Origin of the sequence: Sphingobacterium spiritivorum (assembly GCF_016725325.1) — a bacterium.
Lineage (GTDB): Bacteria > Bacteroidota > Bacteroidia > Sphingobacteriales > Sphingobacteriaceae > Sphingobacterium.
The window spans coordinates 4,704,633-4,724,990 of record NZ_CP068083.1; the positions used below are offsets into that span (position 1 = coordinate 4,704,633).

The following is a 20,358-nucleotide window of genomic DNA, read 5'->3' on the forward strand; positions in this document are numbered from 1 at the left end:
TTAGCACAAATATTAAACCTCGACCCTGGTGACATTTCCAAGAGTAACACACAGCTTATTACTGGCGAAGGTTTCGCTAATAATGAGCTGTAAAAAAGTCTTCGATGAATGTATATCTCCTTATTTGAATCTGTAGCCTATCCCCACCCTGAAAAACCCATTATTTGGTTTATAAGATCCCAATGCATTACTGACACGGTAAGGATTGAGAACCTGATAATTTCCCTTAACATCAAATCTTTGGAGATGCACCGTAATTCCTCCCGACAGTCCGATATTTACTTTATTTGCATTAGTGTTTGCCAAAGCTGAATTTATTTCCTGACCATGTCGCAGTGTATCCCGCACATCGTAGACAGGTCCTAATCCGGTCATTTTAGAAGATTGTTTGACCGGAAGATCAATAATAACACCGGTATTTAGCGAAATATGATTTGAAAGCCTGTACTCGACCTTCAACGGAATATCTATAGCCGCAAGCTTTCTGCTGTCTCTTATCATAAATGAGTAGCCTAAAGAGTCCGGCCTGAAATAACTGGGATGAGAAAATTCTCCCGATACTTTTCGGTTACTATTCGCATTCAGCCCCAGACTTACAGCCCATTTATTATTGAAGGTTATCTGTCCAAAAACACCGGCATATAAGTTGGTACCTTGTGTTCCAATATTCGCCCCTGTCTCCAATCCGAAGTTATAGGAGGGATTCCATACTGATCCGGGAGGTGTAAATTTTACTTGTTTATTCCTTCCTGAAGATTTGTAGTAGATATTATTCTTCCTGTTTTCTTTTGCTCCCCTCCTCTTTCTTTCCTTATCCGTATATGAATAGTCAGCGACAAGGGCGGTTTCGTACCTCTTTTCCCTATTAAATCCTAAACGTGGCTTGATATCTGATAAAGATTTTCCTGAAATCCGCTCTATTTTACTGTTATACAGCACTCTGGCTTGCGGATAGTTAAACAGCATATTATTATCCGTATGCACAATGCGATCTCCTGGAGAAAACGGAGTAGTAACATATTCTGAATTATTATATTCCTCAGGAACATTGCTATGCCACTCCGTAAAACTTTTTTTCAGAGGAGCAAGTGTAGAAAGTTCAGATCCTAAATCACCATGTGAAATACGATAGTCTGAAATCCGAGACAGATCTGCATTCATGCTACTATCTGTCTCTGTGTTAGCCGTTTCAGCTTCTGACTGAACGCTGCTTACAAGAGAATCCGCATACATCTCCTTTGTCTTTACCGCCGGAGATTTATCTTCTTTTTTATCAGGGATATATACGTATGCAACTGTAGAAACTACAGCTACAGCCGGCAAGATATAACTTATTAATTTCCATATTTTTGCGCCAACAGACACAGCTGAGCTTGCTGCGACCGGAACATCCAGAGGTAGATATTGATCCAGTGTATTTTTCATTCCCTCCCATGCGGCATCAGGAGATTTCTTGATCTCTGTTTTGTTCAACTTTTCACGCCAAAGTTTATGATACCATACTGAATTCTTCATGATCTTGGTGTTTTCAGAGGGTTATCAATTGTTGCGTTTTTTAACATGTTCCGCAATTGTTTTTTTGCTTCTGAGAGATGCCAGCGGGAAGTACCGTCACTAATCCCGAGCTGTTCAGCAATCTCCTGATGAGAATATCCGTCTATGACAGAGAGATTGAACACAATCTGTGTAGCGACTGGCAACAGCCTTATCAGCTTCAGAAGATCTTCAGCAAATAATTTATCTAAAACTGCAGGTTCTATATAAACTTCCTCTGCTACGTCCTGAATAGCCGAATGATTAAACCGTGCTTCTTTTCTGCTCAGATCAATACAGGATCTGACCATAATTGTACGCATCCAGGCGCCTAAATCCCCCTTTTGAGGATCGAATGTATTGATATTCTGAAATATTTTCAGAAAACCACTATTCAGAGCTTCCAGAGCTAAGTCATCGGATCTCAGGTAACGAAAGCACAATCGCAGCATATCTTCATAATAAAGCTTGTATAAAACTTCCTGAGCCTGACGTTTATTGGCTTTACAGCCTTTCACTAATTTGTTATCCTTACTAAAAAAAAGATTCATTCAATTGATATAGCGGCCAGTTTTTCTTTGCATTAATATTAGTATTACGTAAGGGAGATGCAGAACGTTGGGTAAATTTAAAAATTTTTATTTTTTTCAATTCGTGCATTTTTCACCAACGTTTAGCCAATCAGTACCGTAATTATAATAAAACCCTATGCCATGTTTTATAAAAGCAGTTATGAAAGACACAACGAATGGTACAATAATCATTTTCCCTCAGCAGAATCGAAAACAAATCTGTACAAAAGAAACCGGGAAGCAGATAAAAACAATCTTTCTGTATGGTTACAGGATATTTTCTTTTCGTGTCTGAACCCATTATTAAAAAATAAAAGCAATAGATGGCTTACCGTCGGTGATGCATATGGTTTTGATGCGCAATACATCTTAAAATCCGGAAATGAAGCATTGGCGACAGATCTGAATACTGATTTTCTTACTATAGCAGAGAAAGAGGGTATTATCTCTTCCTGCTCAGCGCAGAATGCTGAAAAGATAACGTTTCCGGATGAAAGCTTTGATTATGTCCTGTGTAAAGAATCCTATCATCATTTCCCGCGACCTTATATGGCTGTGTATGAAATGCTAAGGGTAGCCCGATCCGGAATAATAATTATGGAACCTCAGGATCCTGTTTCGAAAATGCCACTCCTTCAGTTTCTGCATAATCTGTTTGCCAGCAACAAAAGGATAATGAGTAAAATATGGAAAAACCGATTTTCGTATGAACCCGTTGGAAATTTTGTGTACAAAGTCTCTGAGCGGGAATTTGAAAAAATTGCAGCAGGCCTTGGGTTGCGCTTAGTCGCCTTTAAGAAAATCAACCCTAACTTTTGGTTCAAAGGAGCAGAGTATATCTCTCTGAAAAACAATGCTAAGCTATTTAAGCTCACAAAATGTAAAAAAGTATTTCGAGATTTTCTGGTCAGACTAAGAATTATACCAGCTCAGACATTAGTATCAGTTATCTTTAAAACAGTACCGGATGAGGTAACCATCCGTAATCTGAAGCAGGAAGGCTATCGTTTAGTCTATATCCCCGATAATCCTTATATAAGTTGAGGACAACTTTTTTTAACTTACAATTGCAGGAATATTATTTTTGGTATTTAGTTTATTTATAAAAAAGGCGGCTATAACATTTGGTACCCAGCATAACCAGGCTACAGCGAGATAAGAATTAACAGGGTCTCCAGTCAGGGCAATAAGAGAAGGAAACCATAGCCTGAGTGTTACCGCAGCAAAGGTACAGGCATAACTGTAGGTCATCAATTGCTGATGTTTAGTAATATTACCTTTCCTGATTTGATAGAGCGCAAAACATGTAGTAAGCAGCCAGATTATCCCTAAACTGATAAATCCTGTAGACGAAATCAAACCTCCGTTGGCATAAAACCCCATATATATTCCGGATATAGAACTGAGCACAACACAACCAACATATATCTTTCCTATGTTTTTATGCAGACGCATATAATTATTACGGAATTTGGCACCGAATTGTCTCCATCCGATAAAAAGAGCTATCCCGCCAAAAAGAATATGCGTCATAAAAGCAGCCTTCCATATTATATTATGAAGTATTTCCGGAGTTTTGGTTCCCAGAAAAGTATACTTGGGTTCTACAAAAGCATACATAAGAGGATACAGTCCTATGACCAAAGAAAGTACACAAAAAAGAATAAATAAAACCTTACGAAACATTTACAAAAATTCTGTTTTCTTGAATAAAAATTAAATATATAAAATTTCACGCAAAATTCAAGAAGGTTTCAGATATATCTAATCCTCTTAATAATGATATTATACATTGTTTGCATATTTCATCATCAGCTTATCCAAAAAACCATACAATTTGAGATTCATTTCCATAAAATCATAACTTCTTATGTCCTCTGGTTTCTGTACAAACGGGTATGTATGGTTACTGGTTAGAAGTTCCTGATCAGCTGTAATCAGTAATTCTACTACTTCAGCTGTAAGTTCCATATGACATTGAAATCCATACATCAGATCTGTATAAGCTATTATCTGTCTTGGACAACTCTCACTGCTGGCCAGTATCTTGCTTTCCGTTGTCAGCCCGGGCATATCATTATGCCAGTGACCTACAGCCAATGCTGTACCAAAATGAGCGATCTTTTCATCCTGCAGACCATGAGGAGTAAGACTTATCGGAAAAACTCCGATTTCCTTTTCCGGGCTATGTGAATATTCCCCGCCCATTGCCTCTCCGAGAAGCTGGGCACCCAGACAAACTCCAATTACGGCCTTCCCAAGTGCTGCACATTTTTGTATCAAAAGAATCTCAGCCTTAGCATCAAAATACGAACATTCTTCAATAGAAGTATCCGGGCTTTGAGGTCCTCCCATTACAATCAACAGGTCTATATGATCTACTTTATCAGGCAAAATGTCTCCATCATACAGCTTTGAAAAACTAACTGTATACTGACGTTCGATAGCCCATAGCAGGTAAGCTCCCGGTGCTTCGAAGAGTTCATGCTGTACAAAATGAATATGCATATAAGGAATTATTTTAATTGCCGTTTTCGTTCCAGTAATAACTATCTGACGTAGGTCGCTGTCCGAAAATAGCTGTTCCTACACGTACTATAGTTGCACCTTCTGCAATAGCCACTTCCAGATCTCCGCTCATACCCATCGACAGTTCGCTCATTTCTACATTGGGGATGTTCAAAGCTATGATCTGCTGCTGTATATCTCTTAACAGGCGAAAACATGGAACGACCTTTTCGGATTCTGTACTCAGCAGCCCTATCGTCATCAGACCCTTTATTTTTAATGTATCCAACAGGGCAACTTCTTTGACCAGATCCAGTACTTGATCAGGACTCACGCCAAATTTGCTTTCTTCAAAGGATGTATTTACTTGTATGAATACCTCTATAGTCCTGTTTTCAGCTTTTAACCGCTGATGTAATTTTTGGGCAAGCTCTATGCGATCAAGCGACTGAATACAGGTGATATCATATTTCAGCAGATCTTTGACCTTATTGGTCTGCAGATGTCCGATAAAATGATTGACATGCGGAATATCTTTTAAAGCATCGTATTTTTCTTTGATCTCCTGAACTTTATTTTCTGCGATCAGGGTATGACCAGCTTGCAGTGCCGTTCTTATACGGTCAGAAGGCACCGTTTTGGTCGCCAGTAAGAGTTTGACTTCACTGTGGTCACGACCAGTCTGCGCACATGCCCGGGTTATGCGGTCATGTATAACGGCTATGTTATCGATTATTTCCTGATTCATACCGGTACATTTTTTCTCTTCTCCTCCAAGGTATTGATCAGTTTCGCTTTTACAAGGGTAAAAGTGTGATCTTTAGCTTCCGCAAATGAAATATTATACTTACGATTAATGTATTGCAGATCCTCCGGAAAAGCGGATAAAAGTTTATCATAATAGGTATCCAAAACGTCTCTGGAAGGCATTTCAAAATTTACCCGCAACTGAAAACGTCTTAATAATGCAGCATCAATGATCTCTGCATGATTCGTAGCACATAGCAACAACGCATTTTCAGGATAGTAGTCTATCAGCTGAATCAACGTATTGACCAGTCTTCGCATTTCGCCGACATCTTTGTCATCATTTCCTCTCGCCTTTCCTATCTGATCAAATTCGTCCAAAAACAAGACAGCTTTTTCTCTGCCGGCTTTATCAAATACCTGTTTGATATTTTGTGAAGTCTCCCCTATTCTTGAACATACAATATTACTGAGATTCAGGATCAGGATATTCTTGTCCAGCTCTTTAGCAATGGCTTTTGCCGTCATTGTCTTTCCACAACCCGAACTGCCATGAAGTAGTATCTTATTATTTACTGGCAGACCATATTTATGTAATTCATCTATATAAGTATGTTCCTTTATGAGTTGAACAAATGATTGTCTGCTGCTATCTTCCAGAAAGATATCTGCCAGGGAAACCTGTTCTTTATCATTTATGAGAAGGTCATATATATTCATTTATCAGAGATAGTTTAGAGTATGTAATATCAATTTGTATACAAAAATAGGGTTAATGAGGAGAATCCGACTGGTACAGTTTTGTTAAAAACAGATAGTCCAAATCAAAGCCTTATCAAGCAACTGATTCTGGAAGCAGAAATACGTATTGTGTTTAGGATGTCTTGTCAGAAAAAGAATATTTAGGTCTATTAAAGAATGTTCTTTGCTGCCAGTCATTATAATTTAATTCCATCCTGACTTCACCAGCATTGCAACTTTCTGCATAGGTCCAGCCCTGCAGCTCATAAAATTTTTCTGTGGTTGAATTTGGACTTATATGCAGCGTCAGCTTGTCTTTTGTTCTTTCAAAATACCAGCTGACCATTAAACGATAAAGCTTTATCTCCATTTCATTTTTTGCATATTCAGGATGAACAAATAGTGCACAAATACACTTTTCATTTAAATCCAAAAGGGCAAACCCGGATAATTGTCCCCTCACCAGACAAATCCAGCCTCTTCCTTTTTCACAAATCAGCGAGGCCATTTCTTCATCTGATCCCAGATTTGTGTGTATGAAGACTGTTTCTTTAACTAAGTGTATCAGCTGCTGTATTCCCTCAATATCAGCCTCTTCTGCAACTTTAAAAATCATATCTGCAAACTTATACAAATTTCTTTCATATCAAAAGCTATCAGATATGTATTAAATGCATACGTATATTAAATCAAAGTCAGGTTTAGTAAAATGAGTTTAACAAAACGGAACAAATACGGATACAATAATTTATTTTTGATTAGAATTAAGCGAAAAACGGTTTTTTATAACGTATATGAAGATAAAGTCACATTTATGGGTAAGCATGGTATTTGTATTGTTAATAATATCCTGCAATACATATCCGGATAAAAATCCGGGCAGAAATCCTGCTCATTCCAATCAGATGGCTACACTTTCAGATATACGCTTTGGCAGGACTATAGATAAGACACTGGAAATATGGGGAATGTCCCTTAAAGATAATGATAACAAAGCTTCCGGTCCCAAAATTGATTTTGAAGAATTTACCCTCAAAAAAGATGTCCCTGCAGAGTTATACAGCATTGACCTGAGCCATAAATTCAGAAAAATCTCCGTTTTTTATGATAAAAAAAGTAAAGTTATCTTCAGATATGAATTAAGAATATCCGGAAAGGATCTGGTCGAAGAAATGATCAAAGTTTTCAAGGAAAAGTACGGATCCCCTTTGTTTTACAGGGATCAGGAGGGCAAATCCGGATCTGTCTTTATTGATCAGGAAGGAAATCAGGTCGTAGATTCAGAGCGCTCCTATTACCAATGGAATGACAGAAAAACACGTACTTCATTTTTTATGATCAGGAAAACCGAAGGGCAAAGCGAGGTCCTGGAGATAATTGCAATGGAAAGAAATTCAAAACGCAATCAGCAGGAATCTGCATCCGGTAGTACGGAAACGGGTTTTCCAGAATAATGAATTATAGCAGATAACTTTCTGTATAAATCTATTAAAAGGCATTCACTATGTTTAGAAAGATTTTATATACCCTGATATCATGTTCGCAGCTGGGAATGCTCTTTTCCTGTGCTGAACAGGTAGATGCCATATCTGAAAATTACTATCTCAAATCCGGCAAGATTTATTACATACCGGGAGGTAATTCATTTGAAAGAGGTTCTGTGGAAACAGGCGCTGACAAAATCACATTTAAAGTATTGTCGGCCGATGTTGCAAAGGATAAGACACATATATATTACAAGGGATATGCACAAAGGCAGGTAGATTATTCTTCATTCTATCTGGAAGATGGCCTCTTTAAAGATAAGGACCATGTGTACTATTCCAAAAACTATTCCTTCGAACCAGGCCGGCCAAGTAATCCTGAAGACAGAAACCAATGGAGCATTGTACGTCTTGCTGATCCGAAAACTTTCACAAAACTGGCTGCTCCAAACCAGCAATGGGCCAAAGATAAAAACCGTTATTTTTACAACTACGAACCATTGGAAGTAGATTATTCGACTTACAGGATTATCAATAAATCGTTCTCCACAGATAAGAATACGCTTTATATCAATGAAAACAGGCTTGTAAAAGCGACGAAGTATGTCCCGGCAGTTATCGATTCACTGACAGAGCATTATATCCTGCTTAATCATAACACTTTACTCTATTATGTCAGTCAGCTGGTCGAACAACCTATTCAAAACAGCAAGGATATACGCGTGCTTCATAATAATGTCCTTTGTATAGACAGTAAAGTTGTTGTTGATGGAAATCTATTTCATCCAAATGAAGCAGATGCATCATCATTTGAAATACTCTTTATTTCCTCCAGTTTCTTTGTCGCAAAAGATAAAAACAAAGTTTATTATCAGGAAGAAATTATAAATGGAGCAGATGCAGCAACGTATCAGAATCTCTATCTTGCCATCGGAAAAGATAAAGATCATGTGTACAGTGGAGCCACTATCGTAAATGTGCCTGATCCGTCTTCATTCCGCAGGATGAAGGGCAAAGATTTTGATTTCAGGGACGACAAGGGAAATCAGTTTAAATACGTCAGAAAAGAAAACAAAGTCCGGCTTCAGGATCAGTCAGGTAAATTATATTAAAAAAATCACCAACGCTATGTGGAAATACTACGCTTTACTCTCCGCCCTCTTTGCTGCACTGACAGCCATTCTGGCCAAGATCGGCGTAAAAGGTGTCAACAGTAATCTGGCCACAGCAATCCGTACATTGGTTGTGCTTTTCATTGCATGGGGCATTGTGCTGTTGAGTGGAGAAATCAAAGAAGTAAAAACTCTCAATAAGGAAAACTGGTTATTTCTCACGCTCTCCGGGATTGCGACAGGCTTATCCTGGTTATTTTATTTTAAAGCCTTACAAACAGGAGATGTTTCCAAAGTAGCTCCTATTGATAAATTAAGCGTAGCAATTGCCATAGGACTCTCCTTCTGGCTCCTCAAAGAGCCGGCAGATGCTAAAACAATAGTTGGAGGTCTGCTCATCGTTGCCGGCACACTGGTCATTATATGGTAATGATTCCAGAGATATCAGATACTAAAATTATAATCTTATGCGGCTGTATATATTATTCGGCAAGCAAATGATATGATTATTGTTATATATTTTCGAAACATATTATTCAAATTCAAAAAGAATTCAAAATTGAATGTTTAATTTGCACTAAAGGAATAGTTTACAATCCGGCAGTTCAAAAAATGAAAATCCTGATCATAGAAGATGAATACGAGCTTGCAAAAAGCATTGGTGACTACCTCAGTCAGCAAGGTTATCTGTGTGAATTTGCATCCACTTTTCAGATGGCTCAGGAGAAAATAGCCGGATTTGACTATGACTGTATTTTATTAGATATTATGCTTCCTGATGGCAACGGAATGCATGTATTGCAGACTTTGAAGGCTCAGGAAAAACAGGATGGCGTCATTATTATCTCAGCCAAAGATGCCCTTGATGACAAAATTAAAGGATTGCAGATCGGAGCAGACGATTATCTGACCAAACCTTTTCATCTGTCGGAGCTGGTCGCGCGCATTTATGCTGTCATACGACGTAAGCAATTTCAAAATTCCAATATTATTGTACAAAATGAACTTCAGATCGATCTGTTAGCTAAAACAGTATCCGTAGGTGATCATGTCGTACCCTTTACAAAAAAAGAACTCGATCTCCTGCTTTACTTTATCGGGAATAAGAACAAAGTCATTTCAAAAAGTACACTCGCAGAACATCTGTCCGGAGATGTAGCAGACATGCTGGATAATCATGATTTTATTTATGCCCATATTAAAAATCTGAAGAAAAAATTACAGGAGGCGCGCAGTGGATCTTATCTAAAAACCATCTACGGCAGTGGATACAAATGGGAAGGATGAAAAAATTACTTAGTAAATCCATAAAACCATTTATCATATACTCATTAGTAGTATTGCTTTCCAGTATTCCGATCTATTATTTCCTGGTAGACGGCATCTGGTTAAGTGAACTGGATGAGCATAACGAAATTGTAGCCGATCGTACAGAAAATCAACTCAATAAACTTAAGCTGAATCAGCAAAAGTTGTCCGAGAGTATTATACTCTGGAACAGTATACAGCCGGGAACCAATCTTCGGCCGTTCACTGACAACCTGATTCCCGCAGACAGTACATATACAATCCGCAGAGCAAATCCATACACCGATCATGAAGAAATTGACCGTTTCAGAGTGTTACAAAGAATAATCAGGGTCAACGGTCAGCCATATATGCTTACAGTAGAGACCAATGTGGAAGAGACAGAAGAAACCGTGATTGCTATTGCAGTAGTTACATTATTATTCTTTATTATTCTTGTTGTAGGTTTCCTGATCTTAAACAAAAGACTTTCCATTAAATTGTGGACCCCCTTTAGAAGTACATTATCCAAACTCAAAACTTTCAACCTGAATACACAAACAGCAATTGAATTTGATAAGAGTGACACCCTGGAATTTGAAGAATTGAATGCAGCACTGACCAAGCTACTGGAACATAATATTACGGTATTCAAATCTCAGAAAGAGTTTACAGAAAATGCTTCACATGAACTGCAGACACCTCTGGCCATCATGAAAAATAAACTGGATCTTCTCCTCCAGCAACAGCAACTTACAGAAGAACAATACCATATTATTGAAGATATTAATAAGGCCCTAAGCCGCAGTGCACGCATCAATAAAAACTTACTTTTACTGGCAAAAATTGAAAACTTACAATTTGACGATCGGGAAGATCTGGATATAAGTCTGATGATCCGTCAGTCCCTGCTTATTTTGCAGGAACATGCTGATCAGAAAGAACTCACAATCTCCGATAAAATAAGTCCTCAGATTATAAAAAGCGGAAACAGAACACTCATCGAAATTCTGGTCAACAATATAATCATCAATGCAATAAGACATACCCGGCCAGGTGGAACTATTACACTGGCTTTAAATCCTCAGTTTTTAGAGGTCAGCAACTCAGGTAGTGATCCGCTACGACAGGATCTGTTGTTTAACCGCTTTTCCGGCACTACATCCGAAAGCTCAGGAAGCGGACTCGGACTTCCGATTATCAAGGAAATATGCAAAAGACAAAAATGGGATATTACATACCAGTTTGACAATAATCTTCATTGTTTCCGTGTAGGTTTCTAAAATTCAAATTTTCTTCAAAATTGGCTTTTATCATTGTAATAAAAACAAACAATGGTAAATCGATTCTGGCTTCTCAGCATTCTTCAACTGATCTGTATCAGCGTTTCAGCACAATATAGTCAACGTACCTTAAAACCGGATAGTACGCAGATCTTATCTAATTCCCCTATCTCAAGATCTCATTTCCAATTCCGTCAACTATACATTCCGGGAGCTTTACTTATATCCGGTATAGCCCTGAACAGTAATGGCCCGGAATCATTTAAAAATGAAATCGTAGAAGAGCGAAATGAGCATATCCCCAGATTTCGTACGCATATAGACGATTTTTTACAATTCTCCCCTATCCTTGCCGCTTACAGTCTGGATGGATTAGGAATCGCCTCAAAAACGGATCTCTATAACCGGACAGCAATACTAATCAAAGGTGAAGCTGCTATGGTCGGTATTACCTACATTATGAAAAAATCTATCCATCAACAACGTCCTGACGGATCCAACTACGAATCCTTCCCTTCCGGACATACAGCTCAGGCATTCGCTGCAGCAACTTTTCTTAGTGAAGAATATAAAGACAGATTTCATTGGATGCCCTATGCTGCATATGGTGTAGCGGCTTCTGTAGGTACATTCCGTATGGTCAATAACAGGCATTACATCAGTGATGTGCTTGTGGGTGCTGCCATAGGAATATTATCCATGAAAGCAAGCTATTGGACACATCACTACAGATTAACTAAAAAACAAAAGGAAGCCATAGCCTATAAACGGTATATGGAAGAAAGTTACTAAAATGAAAATTTACATTTCCTAATTCTGACACGATATAAATTCAAAACGCATGCATCAAAAAATCATTTCATTCTTAATTTTTATATTTCTATTCATGAACATCAGCTTTGCACAGGTGAGTTCGGTAACACTGTCAGGAACTATAAAAGCACAGGCCAGCAAAGAATATTTACCATATGTAACCATAACCCTTAACACATCATCAGATAGCAAGTTTGTATCAGGAACTGTTTCTGATGAACAGGGCCGTTTTGTTTTGTCTAATGTAAAACCAGGCAATTATCAACTGGTTATTTCACTGGTGGGCTATAAAAATCTGCAACAAAATCTGTATGTAGGTAGCCTTTCCGAATACCTGGATATCGCAAGTATAAATCTGGAATCTGATGAACAGATGCTCGACGAAGTAACAGTAACGGGGCAACAATCCGGAATAAGTCAAAAGATGGATAAAAAGACATTTACAGTCGCTGATAATTTGAGTCAGACCGGAGGATCCATATTACAGGTACTCCAAAATCTGCCGGGAGTAAGTACGCAGGAGGGCAAAGTACAGCTGAGAGGCAGTGACAAAGTTGCTATTCTTATTGATGGTAAGCAGACAGCTATGACCGGATTTGGCAGCCAGACAGGACTGGATAATATTCCGGCATCAGCTATTGACCGTATTGAAGTCATCAATAATCCTTCATCCAAATATGATGCGAACGGAAATGCGGGTATTATCAATATAATTATGAAAAAAGAGAAGAAAGAAGGGTTAAATGGTAAGATTGGATTAACTACCGGTGCCGGAGCATTATGGGTGCGTCAGGACAATTTGCCGACCATCCGACCACAATATACGTTTACGCCAAAGATCAATCCTTCTCTTTCCCTCAACTATCGCAAGAATAAAGTCAATGCCTTTGTATCAGTGGATAACCTGTATACACAGACATTAAATAAAAATGAGTTTGTAGATCGTGTATACGAAGATGGTACTACTATCCGTCAACAAACCAAACGCAACAGAAATACAAACTACTTTACTTCAAGGATGGGTCTGGATTGGACCATAAACGAGCAGAATATACTGACTGTATCCGGACTTTTTGGTAGTGAGAAGATAATAGACCGCGGTGATGAACCCTTTTTTAATGCGGACCTTTCTGAGCGGATCAGATTGTGGCAATTTTTAGAAGACGAGCTCAAAACGACTGTAATGGCTACGGCGAACTATCAGCACAAGTTTAAAGAAGCCGGACATACATTAAGCGCCGGACTTAACTATACCTTCCATCGTGAGGATGAAAAATATTTTTTTGACAATATCCTGCCTCAGTTTACGGGTAAAGACGCGTTCAAACTGATATCTGATGAACAGGTAACGGATCTGAATATTGACTATGTAAGACCTCTTAAATATGGCCGGATAGAGGGAGGACTGAAATTCAGACACAGACGCATCCCTACCGATATGCTCTTTATCCCGGGACTTCATTCGCCATTGGACAGCAATGCGGGTGGTTGGGCGACTTACAGAGAGATAATCCCTGCTGCATACGGAAATTACATCTTTGAAAACGAAAAGATTGAAGCAGAAATTGGTCTTCGAATGGAATATGTAAATCTGCAGTATGATGTAAACCCTCAGCATCCGACATACAAAAGTGACGGATACAATTACACACAGCCATTTCCTAATGTAAGATTTGCATACAAGATAAATACCCAAAATAAGCTTTCATTGTTTTACAACAGAAGAGTGGACAGACCCAATGAAGTAGATATACGGATATTTCCCAAATATGATGATGCAGAGATTATCAAGGTTGGTAATCCCGCTTTACGTCCGCAGTTTACCAATTCCTTTGAACTCGGATACCGCAGTGACTGGACCAAAGGTTATATTTATACAGCCCTGTATCATCGCTTCGCCGATGGTACCATTTCCCGTATATCTACTACTGTACCCGGAAGCAATCTGATCTACGCCATTTTTCAGAATGCAGGCAGAAGCTATAACTCCGGAATGGAAGCTATGTTTCATCAAAAAATATCTGATTCTTATACCTTAGATATCAATGGAAATATTTATCGCAATCAGATAAATGCCTTTACTGTAGAAAACCTATACCCTGTTGCACACAGCTTTCATGCAGATAAACAACGTATGTTTTCGGGTACGATGAAGGTGAATAATAAATTTCATCTGCCAAAAGGAATTGATGCACAGTTAACAGCAATCTATCTTGCCCCTGATATTATTCCGCAAGGAAAAATACAAAGCCGGTTTTCTGTCGATGTAGGAATCAAAAAACCTATCCAAAAAGGAAAAGGAGAACTCTTTTTAAATGCAACTGACTTATTAAATACTATGGTGATTAAAAAGACTATAGAAGGTAATACTTTTTATTACACCAGTAAAGATTACTATGAAACACAGGTCGTACGATTGGGATACAGTTATAAATTCTAATCTTAATAATCTTAGCACTTTGAACCAAATCCAATAAAAATCAATTTTAATTGGATAAAACAATTATTCTATAATTTTGTTGTTTAAAATATAAATTTATTATTAATAAAAAAACTATGAAGTTATTGAAACTATTCCTCCTATTTTCTATTCTAGGTATTATGTCTTGTAGTGATAAAGTTGAGGAAAGTATGATTGACTGTTTAGGCGAATCTTTTTTGACAAATGTGGAGCATTCTTCTTCTGATCAGAACGCGAAACTGATTAATTTTAATATAACTTATTCAGGAGAGCAGCAATTGAATAATTCAGTTAAATGGGTCTATGGTGACGGTGCTCAGCAAGTCGTTAATGGCAAAACTTCCAGCCACACATATAGTCAAAGTGGAACTTTTACAGCTATTGCAACTGTAAAAACCAGCGGAGGATGTACCTTCGATGTTAAAGAAACTGTGATTGTTAAATAATTTCCAAAATAGATAGAAATAAGCGACATGAGAGTATAGTCTATCCTATCGCTTTTTTATTGTCAATGGGTTATAGAGAACATCAGCCCAGCCCTTAACTTTGACTGTTATCAATCCCTTCCGCACATTTCCAGATTACTTATCGATAGCGGTTTAACCAGTCAGCATATCTAAAAAATATATTATATTTATGTCTGAACGGATTATAAACGTATTAAATCACTTAAAAAATGAAAATAATCACCCGTCATCTTTTATGTTTATTTTTACTATTTAACTTAACATTTTGCGGTGGATCTTCTCAGGAACAGGATAATGAGATGATATGGTTGGTCTTTCAGCCTACAGTCGAACTGAATAAATCTGTTACGTTAAGATTATTCTTTAAGAATAAACCGGAAACTGGAAGTATTAAAGTGCATTCAGCAACCAAAGATGCATACGAAGAACTCGATGGTTCAGAGATCGAAAGAGAAATGGAAGCACAAGGTGATTTATATGTTTACGACATCACTTTTGAAGCAGGATCATTAGGAAAATCAAATCTCCCTATTATAGAAGCTAAAATAGCTGGAAAGATTTATAAAAGTAGCGCAGCAGTTATTGAAGTTGTAGAAAAACAAGATGTGAACATCGACGCCGTAAAATTGGTATTAGAAACAGACAAGGATCGCTATAATATTGATGATACCATCAGGCTCGTATTGTACGAATATTCGAAATTTTCTCAGATTTCAAAATTTACTCCCGCAGACTTAGTGGAAAAGGGAGCTCCTGAAGCTCTATTTGCAATTATTGATTCAGGGAATGTTGACTATGAGGTTGGTATTCCGGGTTTTAAAAAATTGATAGATGCTAACTTTAATGTCGCAAATTATGATTGGAATGTAAATGATATCGGTAAGCGAATGGCAACATTGGATGGTCAGCTTTATATCAAAAACCGAATCTTCAACATGAAAATGACCGCTAAAGAAAAAGGAATTTTTACAATACCTCCAAGTCGGTTTGAGTATAAAATTTACCCCTATGAGGAAGCTTTTAAAGAAGAACTGCTTGGTCCTGATGAAAATCTACGTACAAAAAATAAGGTACTCGTGCAGTCCGATTCATTGAAGATTATAGTAGAATAATACAAAGATTTAAAATAGCGAACCTGGTTATATGCAGAATAGCTAATGTCAGGATTCTCACATTAGCTTCCATTTTAACTGTTGTCGATCACGCCCTCATAATGCAGAACTTGTGGAAATGGATCGTAATAATCATGCAGCAATTCCTTCCACTTTACATATTGGGTAGATTCTCTGAATCCAATTTCATGCGCTTTTACGGAAACCCATTCGACTAAAAGAATATATTGATTTTCAATTTCTACACATTTTTTCAATGTATGTTTGATATAACCTTCAATTGAAGAGATATATTGACCTGCAGTTTGAAAATCAGTTTCGAACTGATCAGACCGTCCCGGTTTAACATTTAATATAGCGACTTCTAAAATCATATGAATGGATTAATTATGAATAGGCTTCATGGAATACAATTCTCAAATATAACACTCCCTTTTTTATTTTTTCACCTCTTGTCAAGGGGCATCGGATCAAAAAAAATAAAAATTAAAAACAATAATAAAGCAAAAACCCCACTTAACGTAGTGTTAAGTGGGGTTTTTGTACGCCCATCAGGATTCGAACCTGAGACCGACGGTTTAGAAAACCGTTGCTCTATCCAGCTGAGCTATGGGCGCGTCCCTTTCGGTGATGCAAAACTACTCAAATCCGCTATATTTCCAAAAAAAATGAATACTTTTTTTACGCTCCGATATTAAGTCATTGCCTGTCAAGGCAATTATTTATATCCCCTGTCAGAACAACTTCTTTATCTTTTTTGTTATAATATGACATACAAAAAACAAAAATATATGTTATAACATTTACTTTTGTGTAGAAAATTAAAATAAATATATGGCAACTATCTGGAATCTAGACTCTGCTCACAGTGAGTTGGAGTTTAAAGTAAAACACATGATGATTTCAAATGTAAAAGGACTTTTTCAGGACTTTGAAATCCAATTAGAAGGGAATGGTGAAGATCTGTCTGCAGCTACAATTAAAGCAGCTATCAAAACCGATTCCATTAATACTAAAAATGAACAACGCGATCAGCATTTAAAAAGCGGAGACTTTTTTGATGCCGCAAATTATCCTGAAATAAAGTTTGTATCGACTTCTATTGTAAAGAAATCAGAAGATGAATTTGCAGTAACAGGAGATCTGACAATCAAGGATGTGACTAAGCCTATTACACTGGATGTAGATTTCGGAGGTATTGCAGTGGACCCGTGGGGCAACAGTAAAGTCGGATATACCTTTTCAGGCAAGATAAACAGAAGCGATTACGGTCTGACATGGAATGCGGCATTAGAAACAGGTGGAGTAATGGTGAGTGAAGAGGTAAAAATCTCAGGTGATATTCAATTTTCAAAAAGCTAATAATCAGCTTGATTCATAATTAAATGCATATTTTAGCCATAAATTGTAAAATATTATTTGGTAGAATAGAGAAAATTTGTACTTTTGTCGCGGAGAGTTGGCAGAGTGGTCGAATGCGGCAGTCTTGAAAACTGTTGACTGTCACAGGTCCGGGGGTTCGAATCCCTCACTCTCCGCAAAAACCTTCATCTTTCGATGAAGGTTTTTTTATGCAGTATCCCTTCGTATTCTGATTCCAAAACATAGAAAGCAATTACAGACTCGAACCTGAAGCGGTAAAAGATTTTTGGTTAAAAACTTCGCAAATAAACACGCAAAACCTGATTACTGTAAAGTAGCAACTCAAAAAACTATACCTTTACACAAATATAAAACTAACAATGCTTACTGTAAATTTCTCCGAGTTTCCTGAATTGGAAACTAACAGATTGAAACTACGACGTGCTGATCTGGATGATATCAACGAGTTATTTGCTCTGCGTTCTGATCCGCAGATCATGAAATATATTCCCAGACCTGTAGCGACAGGACTTGAGGAAGTCTCGGAACATATAAAAATAGTCGATGAAAAAATGGGCAGCAATGAGATCATCAATTGGGCAATTACACTAAAAGATGATCCTAAAATGATTGGAACTATCGGCTATTATCATATTAAGTCTGAGCATTATCGGGCTGAAATTGGGTATATGCTGCTTCCTGATTTTCAAGGAAAGGGTTATATTACCGAAGCAATTAATCAAGTTGTTAATTACGGCTTTACTAAAATGGGGCTGCATTCGATCGAAGCATTGATTGATCCTGAAAATATAGCCTCAGCCAAAGTATTAGAGAAATGCAATTTCGTTAAAGAGGGATATTTTAAAGAAAGTGAATTCTATAACGGCAAATTTATTGATACAGTCATTTATTCGAAATTAAATGGATAAAATATAGCGAATAAAACCTAAATGATCTCCAAAGGCTCAATTGACTAAATTGAACCTTTTTTATATTCTCTATTCTTACTTGTTTTCAAGAAGAACAGTCTGCATCTGAAGCTTTTTAATTTTTGATCTGAAAATTAAAAATTCAATAATCGTACATAACAAATAAAGTATTGAAAAGCCTAACAGCATTTTTATAGAAGAGGGTATAATATCATACTGATGAATATCAAGCGCTATATTAACACCTACGAAAAGAACAAAAAAGAGAGGTACTCCCGAAAAGGTCAGAAAAGACAAATAAGAATTATTCCTGATTCTGTCTACTTGATTTAGAAAAAACAATAATGAACTGACAGCTATTGCAACAAGATAAACTGAGGACAGAATGATCTGCATGAAAATATCCATAACAGTATAGATTTTCCCCAAAGTTGTTGTATCAGAAGGATTTAATCGATCAATAACAACTCTGTAAAGCAAAAACAACACAATACCAAGCAGAATATTAATCAGTGAAAACCTAAATATTATTTTCTTCATATCTTATTAATAACTCTTTTATTTAAGTGAAAATATAATTACCATTCCACCATTAGGGGCTAATCCTCTAAAATTATAAAAAATATAGCTATTAATAAAGCTGTATCAGGTCTAAAAAACAGTCATCTTTTAACTCCTCAACTGTCTGAACAATTATTGGCTTCTTTAATTTGTTTTATAGGGTCTTGTAGATACTTCTAAAAAGGGATTAGAAAAATCATTTCCGCTGTAAACGCCTGAAACATTTATGATCTTACCTGATTTGACACCTCGATATACAGCATTGTATTTTAATTCAACAGTGTGTCTTAATATCCATAAATCATAGGAAAACAAAGAGTATGCTGGTATAACAATCTCCATAGGATAGTTAAAAATTACTTTGCGGTAAGATGCTGTCCCAAAATTCATTTTCACTTTTTCCCTCTTTCCAAACAAAGCTACACCAGCTGAATAATTAATTCTTTGAATATCAGTTTCTAATTCAACATTTTCATTTTTTTTCAAACCTATTCCATTAAATGTTTCCTTAATTGAAAATTCACTTTTTATAGTATCTGTCAGCAAGACATTTTCCCGGAATTCTGTAGACCTGTTATTTAACCTTAAACCATATTTAATTCGCGTTGGGCCTGTATTTGTAATTTTTCCCCCTATCGTGTCCAGCTGTACACTTTCCAATATAAACTCCTCATTGGGAATAAATACAAAATCCAGATATTGCAAAAAGTCTCTTTCCCCCATAAACAATCTACCGTACTCTGCCTTTATACTATAATTAAATGGCCTTAGCTTCCCTCCTGTCATACTTGTACCTGATACACCCCGACTGTCTAAATAATAACCCGTCCTTTCTGCATTTAAAACCGGAACCCATGAAAAACCAAATGAAGAAGGCCTGCCAGTTCGTTGGGTAAACGGGAAGTACTGATCAGGATTCCTGGCATATGCGCCTACACCTATTGCTGTATTTTCTTTTACAGAGTAGAGCATATAAGGATTATCGGAAGATGGAGGAGAAAACCTAAAATAAAACAACTGCGATTCGTCATTAGGCGCCATAGGTTCCAGAAGCAGATTTTTTCCTTTACCATAGCTCTGTAAAACTAAATTACCACGTGATTTTATGTAGAACTGCATACCATCCAACTGATATAAAACATCATATACACTCCTTACTACAGCATCTTTTTTGACAACCGGAAATTTTGCAGAATCCAGTTCAAGTAGTATGCCTCTCTCTTCAGGATTATCAGGAGGATTCATATCCTGTCTGGAACAGGAAAGCATCAGGCTTACTGCAAATAACATAAAAACAGACAGCCTTATATAATGTATTGATAGATTCATCTGGCAAATAATTTAAATAGTCTTTATAACGATCATTTCCACCTGACTTACTTTATC

21 protein-coding genes and 2 tRNA genes are annotated in these 20,358 nt (G+C 37.1%); 13 read left to right on the forward strand and 10 right to left on the reverse strand.

The window, feature by feature from the left end:
* Nucleotides 1–120: 120 nt before the first annotated feature.
* Both I6J02_RS19725 and I6J02_RS19730 read right to left on the reverse strand, forming a co-directional pair.
* A complete protein-coding gene (locus I6J02_RS19725) occupies nt 121–1,515 on the reverse strand; it encodes a hypothetical protein (protein ID WP_201679472.1) in 1,395 nt (464 codons plus the stop codon).
* Nucleotides 1,512–2,084 carry an RNA polymerase sigma factor gene (locus I6J02_RS19730; protein WP_201679473.1) on the reverse strand — a complete coding sequence of 191 codons (573 nt, stop codon included), beginning with the start codon at nt 2,082–2,084 and terminating at the stop codon, nt 1,512–1,514. The genes I6J02_RS19725 and I6J02_RS19730 overlap by 4 nt, the downstream gene beginning before the upstream one ends.
* A 162-nt stretch (nt 2,085–2,246) precedes the next feature.
* Here I6J02_RS19730 and I6J02_RS19735 point away from each other — a divergent pair, with 162 nt between their 5' ends.
* Nucleotides 2,247–3,149: a class I SAM-dependent methyltransferase gene (locus I6J02_RS19735; RefSeq protein ID WP_201679474.1), complete on the forward strand. Its 903-nt coding sequence runs from the start codon at nt 2,247–2,249 to the stop codon at nt 3,147–3,149.
* Between the two features lie 12 nt (nt 3,150–3,161).
* Here I6J02_RS19735 and I6J02_RS19740 read toward each other — a convergent pair whose 3' ends face one another.
* The 5 genes from I6J02_RS19740 to I6J02_RS19760 form a co-directional block, all read right to left on the reverse strand.
* The gene (locus tag I6J02_RS19740; RefSeq protein ID WP_201679475.1) at nt 3,162–3,791 is read right to left on the reverse strand and encodes a DUF2306 domain-containing protein; all 630 of its coding nucleotides are present in this window, start codon (nt 3,789–3,791) and stop codon (nt 3,162–3,164) included.
* Nucleotides 3,792–3,890: 99 nt separating this feature from the next.
* A complete protein-coding gene (locus I6J02_RS19745) occupies nt 3,891–4,613 on the reverse strand; it encodes a glutamine amidotransferase-related protein (RefSeq protein ID WP_201679476.1) in 723 nt (240 codons plus the stop codon).
* A gap of 13 nt (nt 4,614–4,626) precedes the next feature.
* A complete protein-coding gene (locus I6J02_RS19750) occupies nt 4,627–5,361 on the reverse strand; it encodes a YggS family pyridoxal phosphate-dependent enzyme (protein ID WP_201679477.1) in 735 nt (244 codons plus the stop codon).
* A complete protein-coding gene (locus tag I6J02_RS19755) occupies nt 5,358–6,080 on the reverse strand; it encodes an AAA family ATPase (protein WP_201679478.1) in 723 nt (240 codons plus the stop codon). The genes I6J02_RS19750 and I6J02_RS19755 overlap by 4 nt, the downstream gene beginning before the upstream one ends.
* Before the next feature lie 154 nt (nt 6,081–6,234).
* Entirely contained in the window at nt 6,235–6,717 is a 483-nt protein-coding gene (locus tag I6J02_RS19760; RefSeq protein ID WP_201679479.1) for a GNAT family N-acetyltransferase, read from the reverse strand.
* 178 nt (nt 6,718–6,895) lie between these two features.
* Between I6J02_RS19760 and I6J02_RS19765 the strand changes: the two genes are divergently transcribed.
* From I6J02_RS19765 to I6J02_RS19805, 9 genes are all read left to right on the forward strand, one after another.
* Nucleotides 6,896–7,555: a hypothetical protein gene (locus tag I6J02_RS19765; RefSeq protein ID WP_201679480.1), complete on the forward strand. Its 660-nt coding sequence runs from the start codon at nt 6,896–6,898 to the stop codon at nt 7,553–7,555.
* A gap of 50 nt (nt 7,556–7,605) precedes the next feature.
* Nucleotides 7,606–8,697, forward strand: a complete 1,092-nt coding sequence (locus I6J02_RS19770; RefSeq protein WP_201679481.1) for a DKNYY domain-containing protein — start codon at nt 7,606–7,608, stop codon at nt 8,695–8,697.
* A 16-nt stretch (nt 8,698–8,713) separates the two neighbouring features.
* Nucleotides 8,714–9,127, forward strand: coding sequence for an EamA family transporter (locus I6J02_RS19775; protein WP_201679482.1), 414 nt, complete (start codon nt 8,714–8,716; stop codon nt 9,125–9,127).
* 182 nt (nt 9,128–9,309) lie between these two features.
* Nucleotides 9,310–9,984, forward strand: a complete 675-nt coding sequence (locus tag I6J02_RS19780; protein WP_201679483.1) for a response regulator transcription factor — start codon at nt 9,310–9,312, stop codon at nt 9,982–9,984.
* Nucleotides 9,981–11,267, forward strand: a complete 1,287-nt coding sequence (locus I6J02_RS19785) for a sensor histidine kinase (protein WP_201679484.1) — start codon at nt 9,981–9,983, stop codon at nt 11,265–11,267. The genes I6J02_RS19780 and I6J02_RS19785 overlap by 4 nt, the downstream gene beginning before the upstream one ends.
* A 51-nt stretch (nt 11,268–11,318) precedes the next feature.
* Nucleotides 11,319–12,059: a phosphatase PAP2 family protein gene (locus I6J02_RS19790; protein ID WP_201679485.1), complete on the forward strand. Its 741-nt coding sequence runs from the start codon at nt 11,319–11,321 to the stop codon at nt 12,057–12,059.
* A 94-nt stretch (nt 12,060–12,153) separates the two neighbouring features.
* The gene (locus I6J02_RS19795) at nt 12,154–14,520 is read left to right on the forward strand and encodes a TonB-dependent receptor domain-containing protein (RefSeq protein WP_236582189.1); all 2,367 of its coding nucleotides are present in this window, start codon (nt 12,154–12,156) and stop codon (nt 14,518–14,520) included.
* Nucleotides 14,521–14,636: 116 nt separating this feature from the next.
* Nucleotides 14,637–14,987: a PKD domain-containing protein gene (locus tag I6J02_RS19800; RefSeq protein WP_201679487.1), complete on the forward strand. Its 351-nt coding sequence runs from the start codon at nt 14,637–14,639 to the stop codon at nt 14,985–14,987.
* Nucleotides 14,988–15,217: 230 nt separating this feature from the next.
* Nucleotides 15,218–16,120, forward strand: a complete 903-nt coding sequence (locus I6J02_RS19805) for a hypothetical protein (protein ID WP_201679488.1) — start codon at nt 15,218–15,220, stop codon at nt 16,118–16,120.
* Between the two features lie 74 nt (nt 16,121–16,194).
* Here I6J02_RS19805 and I6J02_RS19810 read toward each other — a convergent pair whose 3' ends face one another.
* On the reverse strand, nt 16,195–16,494 hold the full coding sequence (locus tag I6J02_RS19810; RefSeq protein WP_201679489.1) for an antibiotic biosynthesis monooxygenase family protein: 300 nt from the start codon (nt 16,492–16,494) through the stop codon (nt 16,195–16,197).
* Between the two features lie 169 nt (nt 16,495–16,663).
* Nucleotides 16,664–16,737, reverse strand: a tRNA-Arg gene (locus I6J02_RS19815).
* A 217-nt stretch (nt 16,738–16,954) separates the two neighbouring features.
* On the opposite strand from I6J02_RS19815, the gene I6J02_RS19820 reads away from it, so the two are divergent.
* The 3 genes from I6J02_RS19820 (at nt 16,955) to I6J02_RS19830 (ending at nt 18,411) form a co-directional block, all read left to right on the forward strand.
* On the forward strand, nt 16,955–17,482 hold the full coding sequence (locus I6J02_RS19820) for a YceI family protein (protein WP_201679490.1): 528 nt from the start codon (nt 16,955–16,957) through the stop codon (nt 17,480–17,482).
* Between the two features lie 91 nt (nt 17,483–17,573).
* Nucleotides 17,574–17,658: transfer RNA gene (locus I6J02_RS19825), tRNA-Ser, on the forward strand.
* A 204-nt stretch (nt 17,659–17,862) separates the two neighbouring features.
* Complete coding sequence (locus I6J02_RS19830) at nt 17,863–18,411, forward strand: GNAT family N-acetyltransferase (RefSeq protein ID WP_201679491.1); 549 nt, start codon at nt 17,863–17,865, stop codon at nt 18,409–18,411.
* Between the two features lie 705 nt (nt 18,412–19,116).
* Here I6J02_RS19830 and I6J02_RS19835 read toward each other — a convergent pair.
* Entirely contained in the window at nt 19,117–20,301 is a 1,185-nt protein-coding gene (locus I6J02_RS19835; protein WP_201679492.1) for a hypothetical protein, read from the reverse strand.
* Nucleotides 20,302–20,358 lie beyond the last annotated feature (57 nt).

Excerpts from the sequence above, each read along its gene's own strand:
- I6J02_RS19725 (WP_201679472.1), bottom strand. The coding sequence starts at position 1,515 with ATGAAGAATTCAGTATGGTATCATAAACTTTGGCGTGAAAAGTTGAAC.
- I6J02_RS19765 (WP_201679480.1), top strand. The coding sequence starts at position 6,896 with ATGAAGATAAAGTCACATTTATGGGTAAGCATGGTATTTGTATTGTTA.
- I6J02_RS19835 (WP_201679492.1), bottom strand. The coding sequence starts at position 20,301 with ATGAATCTATCAATACATTATATAAGGCTGTCTGTTTTTATGTTATTT.
- I6J02_RS19790 (WP_201679485.1), top strand. The coding sequence starts at position 11,319 with ATGGTAAATCGATTCTGGCTTCTCAGCATTCTTCAACTGATCTGTATC.
- I6J02_RS19745 (WP_201679476.1), bottom strand. The coding sequence starts at position 4,613 with ATGCATATTCATTTTGTACAGCATGAACTCTTCGAAGCACCGGGAGCT.
- I6J02_RS19730 (WP_201679473.1), bottom strand. The coding sequence starts at position 2,084 with ATGAATCTTTTTTTTAGTAAGGATAACAAATTAGTGAAAGGCTGTAAA.
- I6J02_RS19735 (WP_201679474.1), top strand. The coding sequence starts at position 2,247 with ATGTTTTATAAAAGCAGTTATGAAAGACACAACGAATGGTACAATAAT.
- I6J02_RS19750 (WP_201679477.1), bottom strand. The coding sequence starts at position 5,361 with ATGAATCAGGAAATAATCGATAACATAGCCGTTATACATGACCGCATA.
- I6J02_RS19830 (WP_201679491.1), top strand. The coding sequence starts at position 17,863 with ATGCTTACTGTAAATTTCTCCGAGTTTCCTGAATTGGAAACTAACAGA.
- I6J02_RS19795 (WP_236582189.1), top strand. The coding sequence starts at position 12,154 with ATGAACATCAGCTTTGCACAGGTGAGTTCGGTAACACTGTCAGGAACT.
- I6J02_RS19780 (WP_201679483.1), top strand. The coding sequence starts at position 9,310 with ATGAAAATCCTGATCATAGAAGATGAATACGAGCTTGCAAAAAGCATT.
- I6J02_RS19810 (WP_201679489.1), bottom strand. The coding sequence starts at position 16,494 with ATGATTTTAGAAGTCGCTATATTAAATGTTAAACCGGGACGGTCTGAT.
- I6J02_RS19740 (WP_201679475.1), bottom strand. The coding sequence starts at position 3,791 with ATGTTTCGTAAGGTTTTATTTATTCTTTTTTGTGTACTTTCTTTGGTC.
- I6J02_RS19800 (WP_201679487.1), top strand. The coding sequence starts at position 14,637 with ATGAAGTTATTGAAACTATTCCTCCTATTTTCTATTCTAGGTATTATG.
- I6J02_RS19770 (WP_201679481.1), top strand. The coding sequence starts at position 7,606 with ATGTTTAGAAAGATTTTATATACCCTGATATCATGTTCGCAGCTGGGA.
- I6J02_RS19805 (WP_201679488.1), top strand. The coding sequence starts at position 15,218 with ATGAAAATAATCACCCGTCATCTTTTATGTTTATTTTTACTATTTAAC.
- I6J02_RS19755 (WP_201679478.1), bottom strand. The coding sequence starts at position 6,080 with ATGAATATATATGACCTTCTCATAAATGATAAAGAACAGGTTTCCCTG.
- I6J02_RS19785 (WP_201679484.1), top strand. The coding sequence starts at position 9,981 with ATGAAAAAATTACTTAGTAAATCCATAAAACCATTTATCATATACTCA.
- I6J02_RS19820 (WP_201679490.1), top strand. The coding sequence starts at position 16,955 with ATGGCAACTATCTGGAATCTAGACTCTGCTCACAGTGAGTTGGAGTTT.
- I6J02_RS19775 (WP_201679482.1), top strand. The coding sequence starts at position 8,714 with ATGTGGAAATACTACGCTTTACTCTCCGCCCTCTTTGCTGCACTGACA.
- I6J02_RS19760 (WP_201679479.1), bottom strand. The coding sequence starts at position 6,717 with ATGATTTTTAAAGTTGCAGAAGAGGCTGATATTGAGGGAATACAGCAG.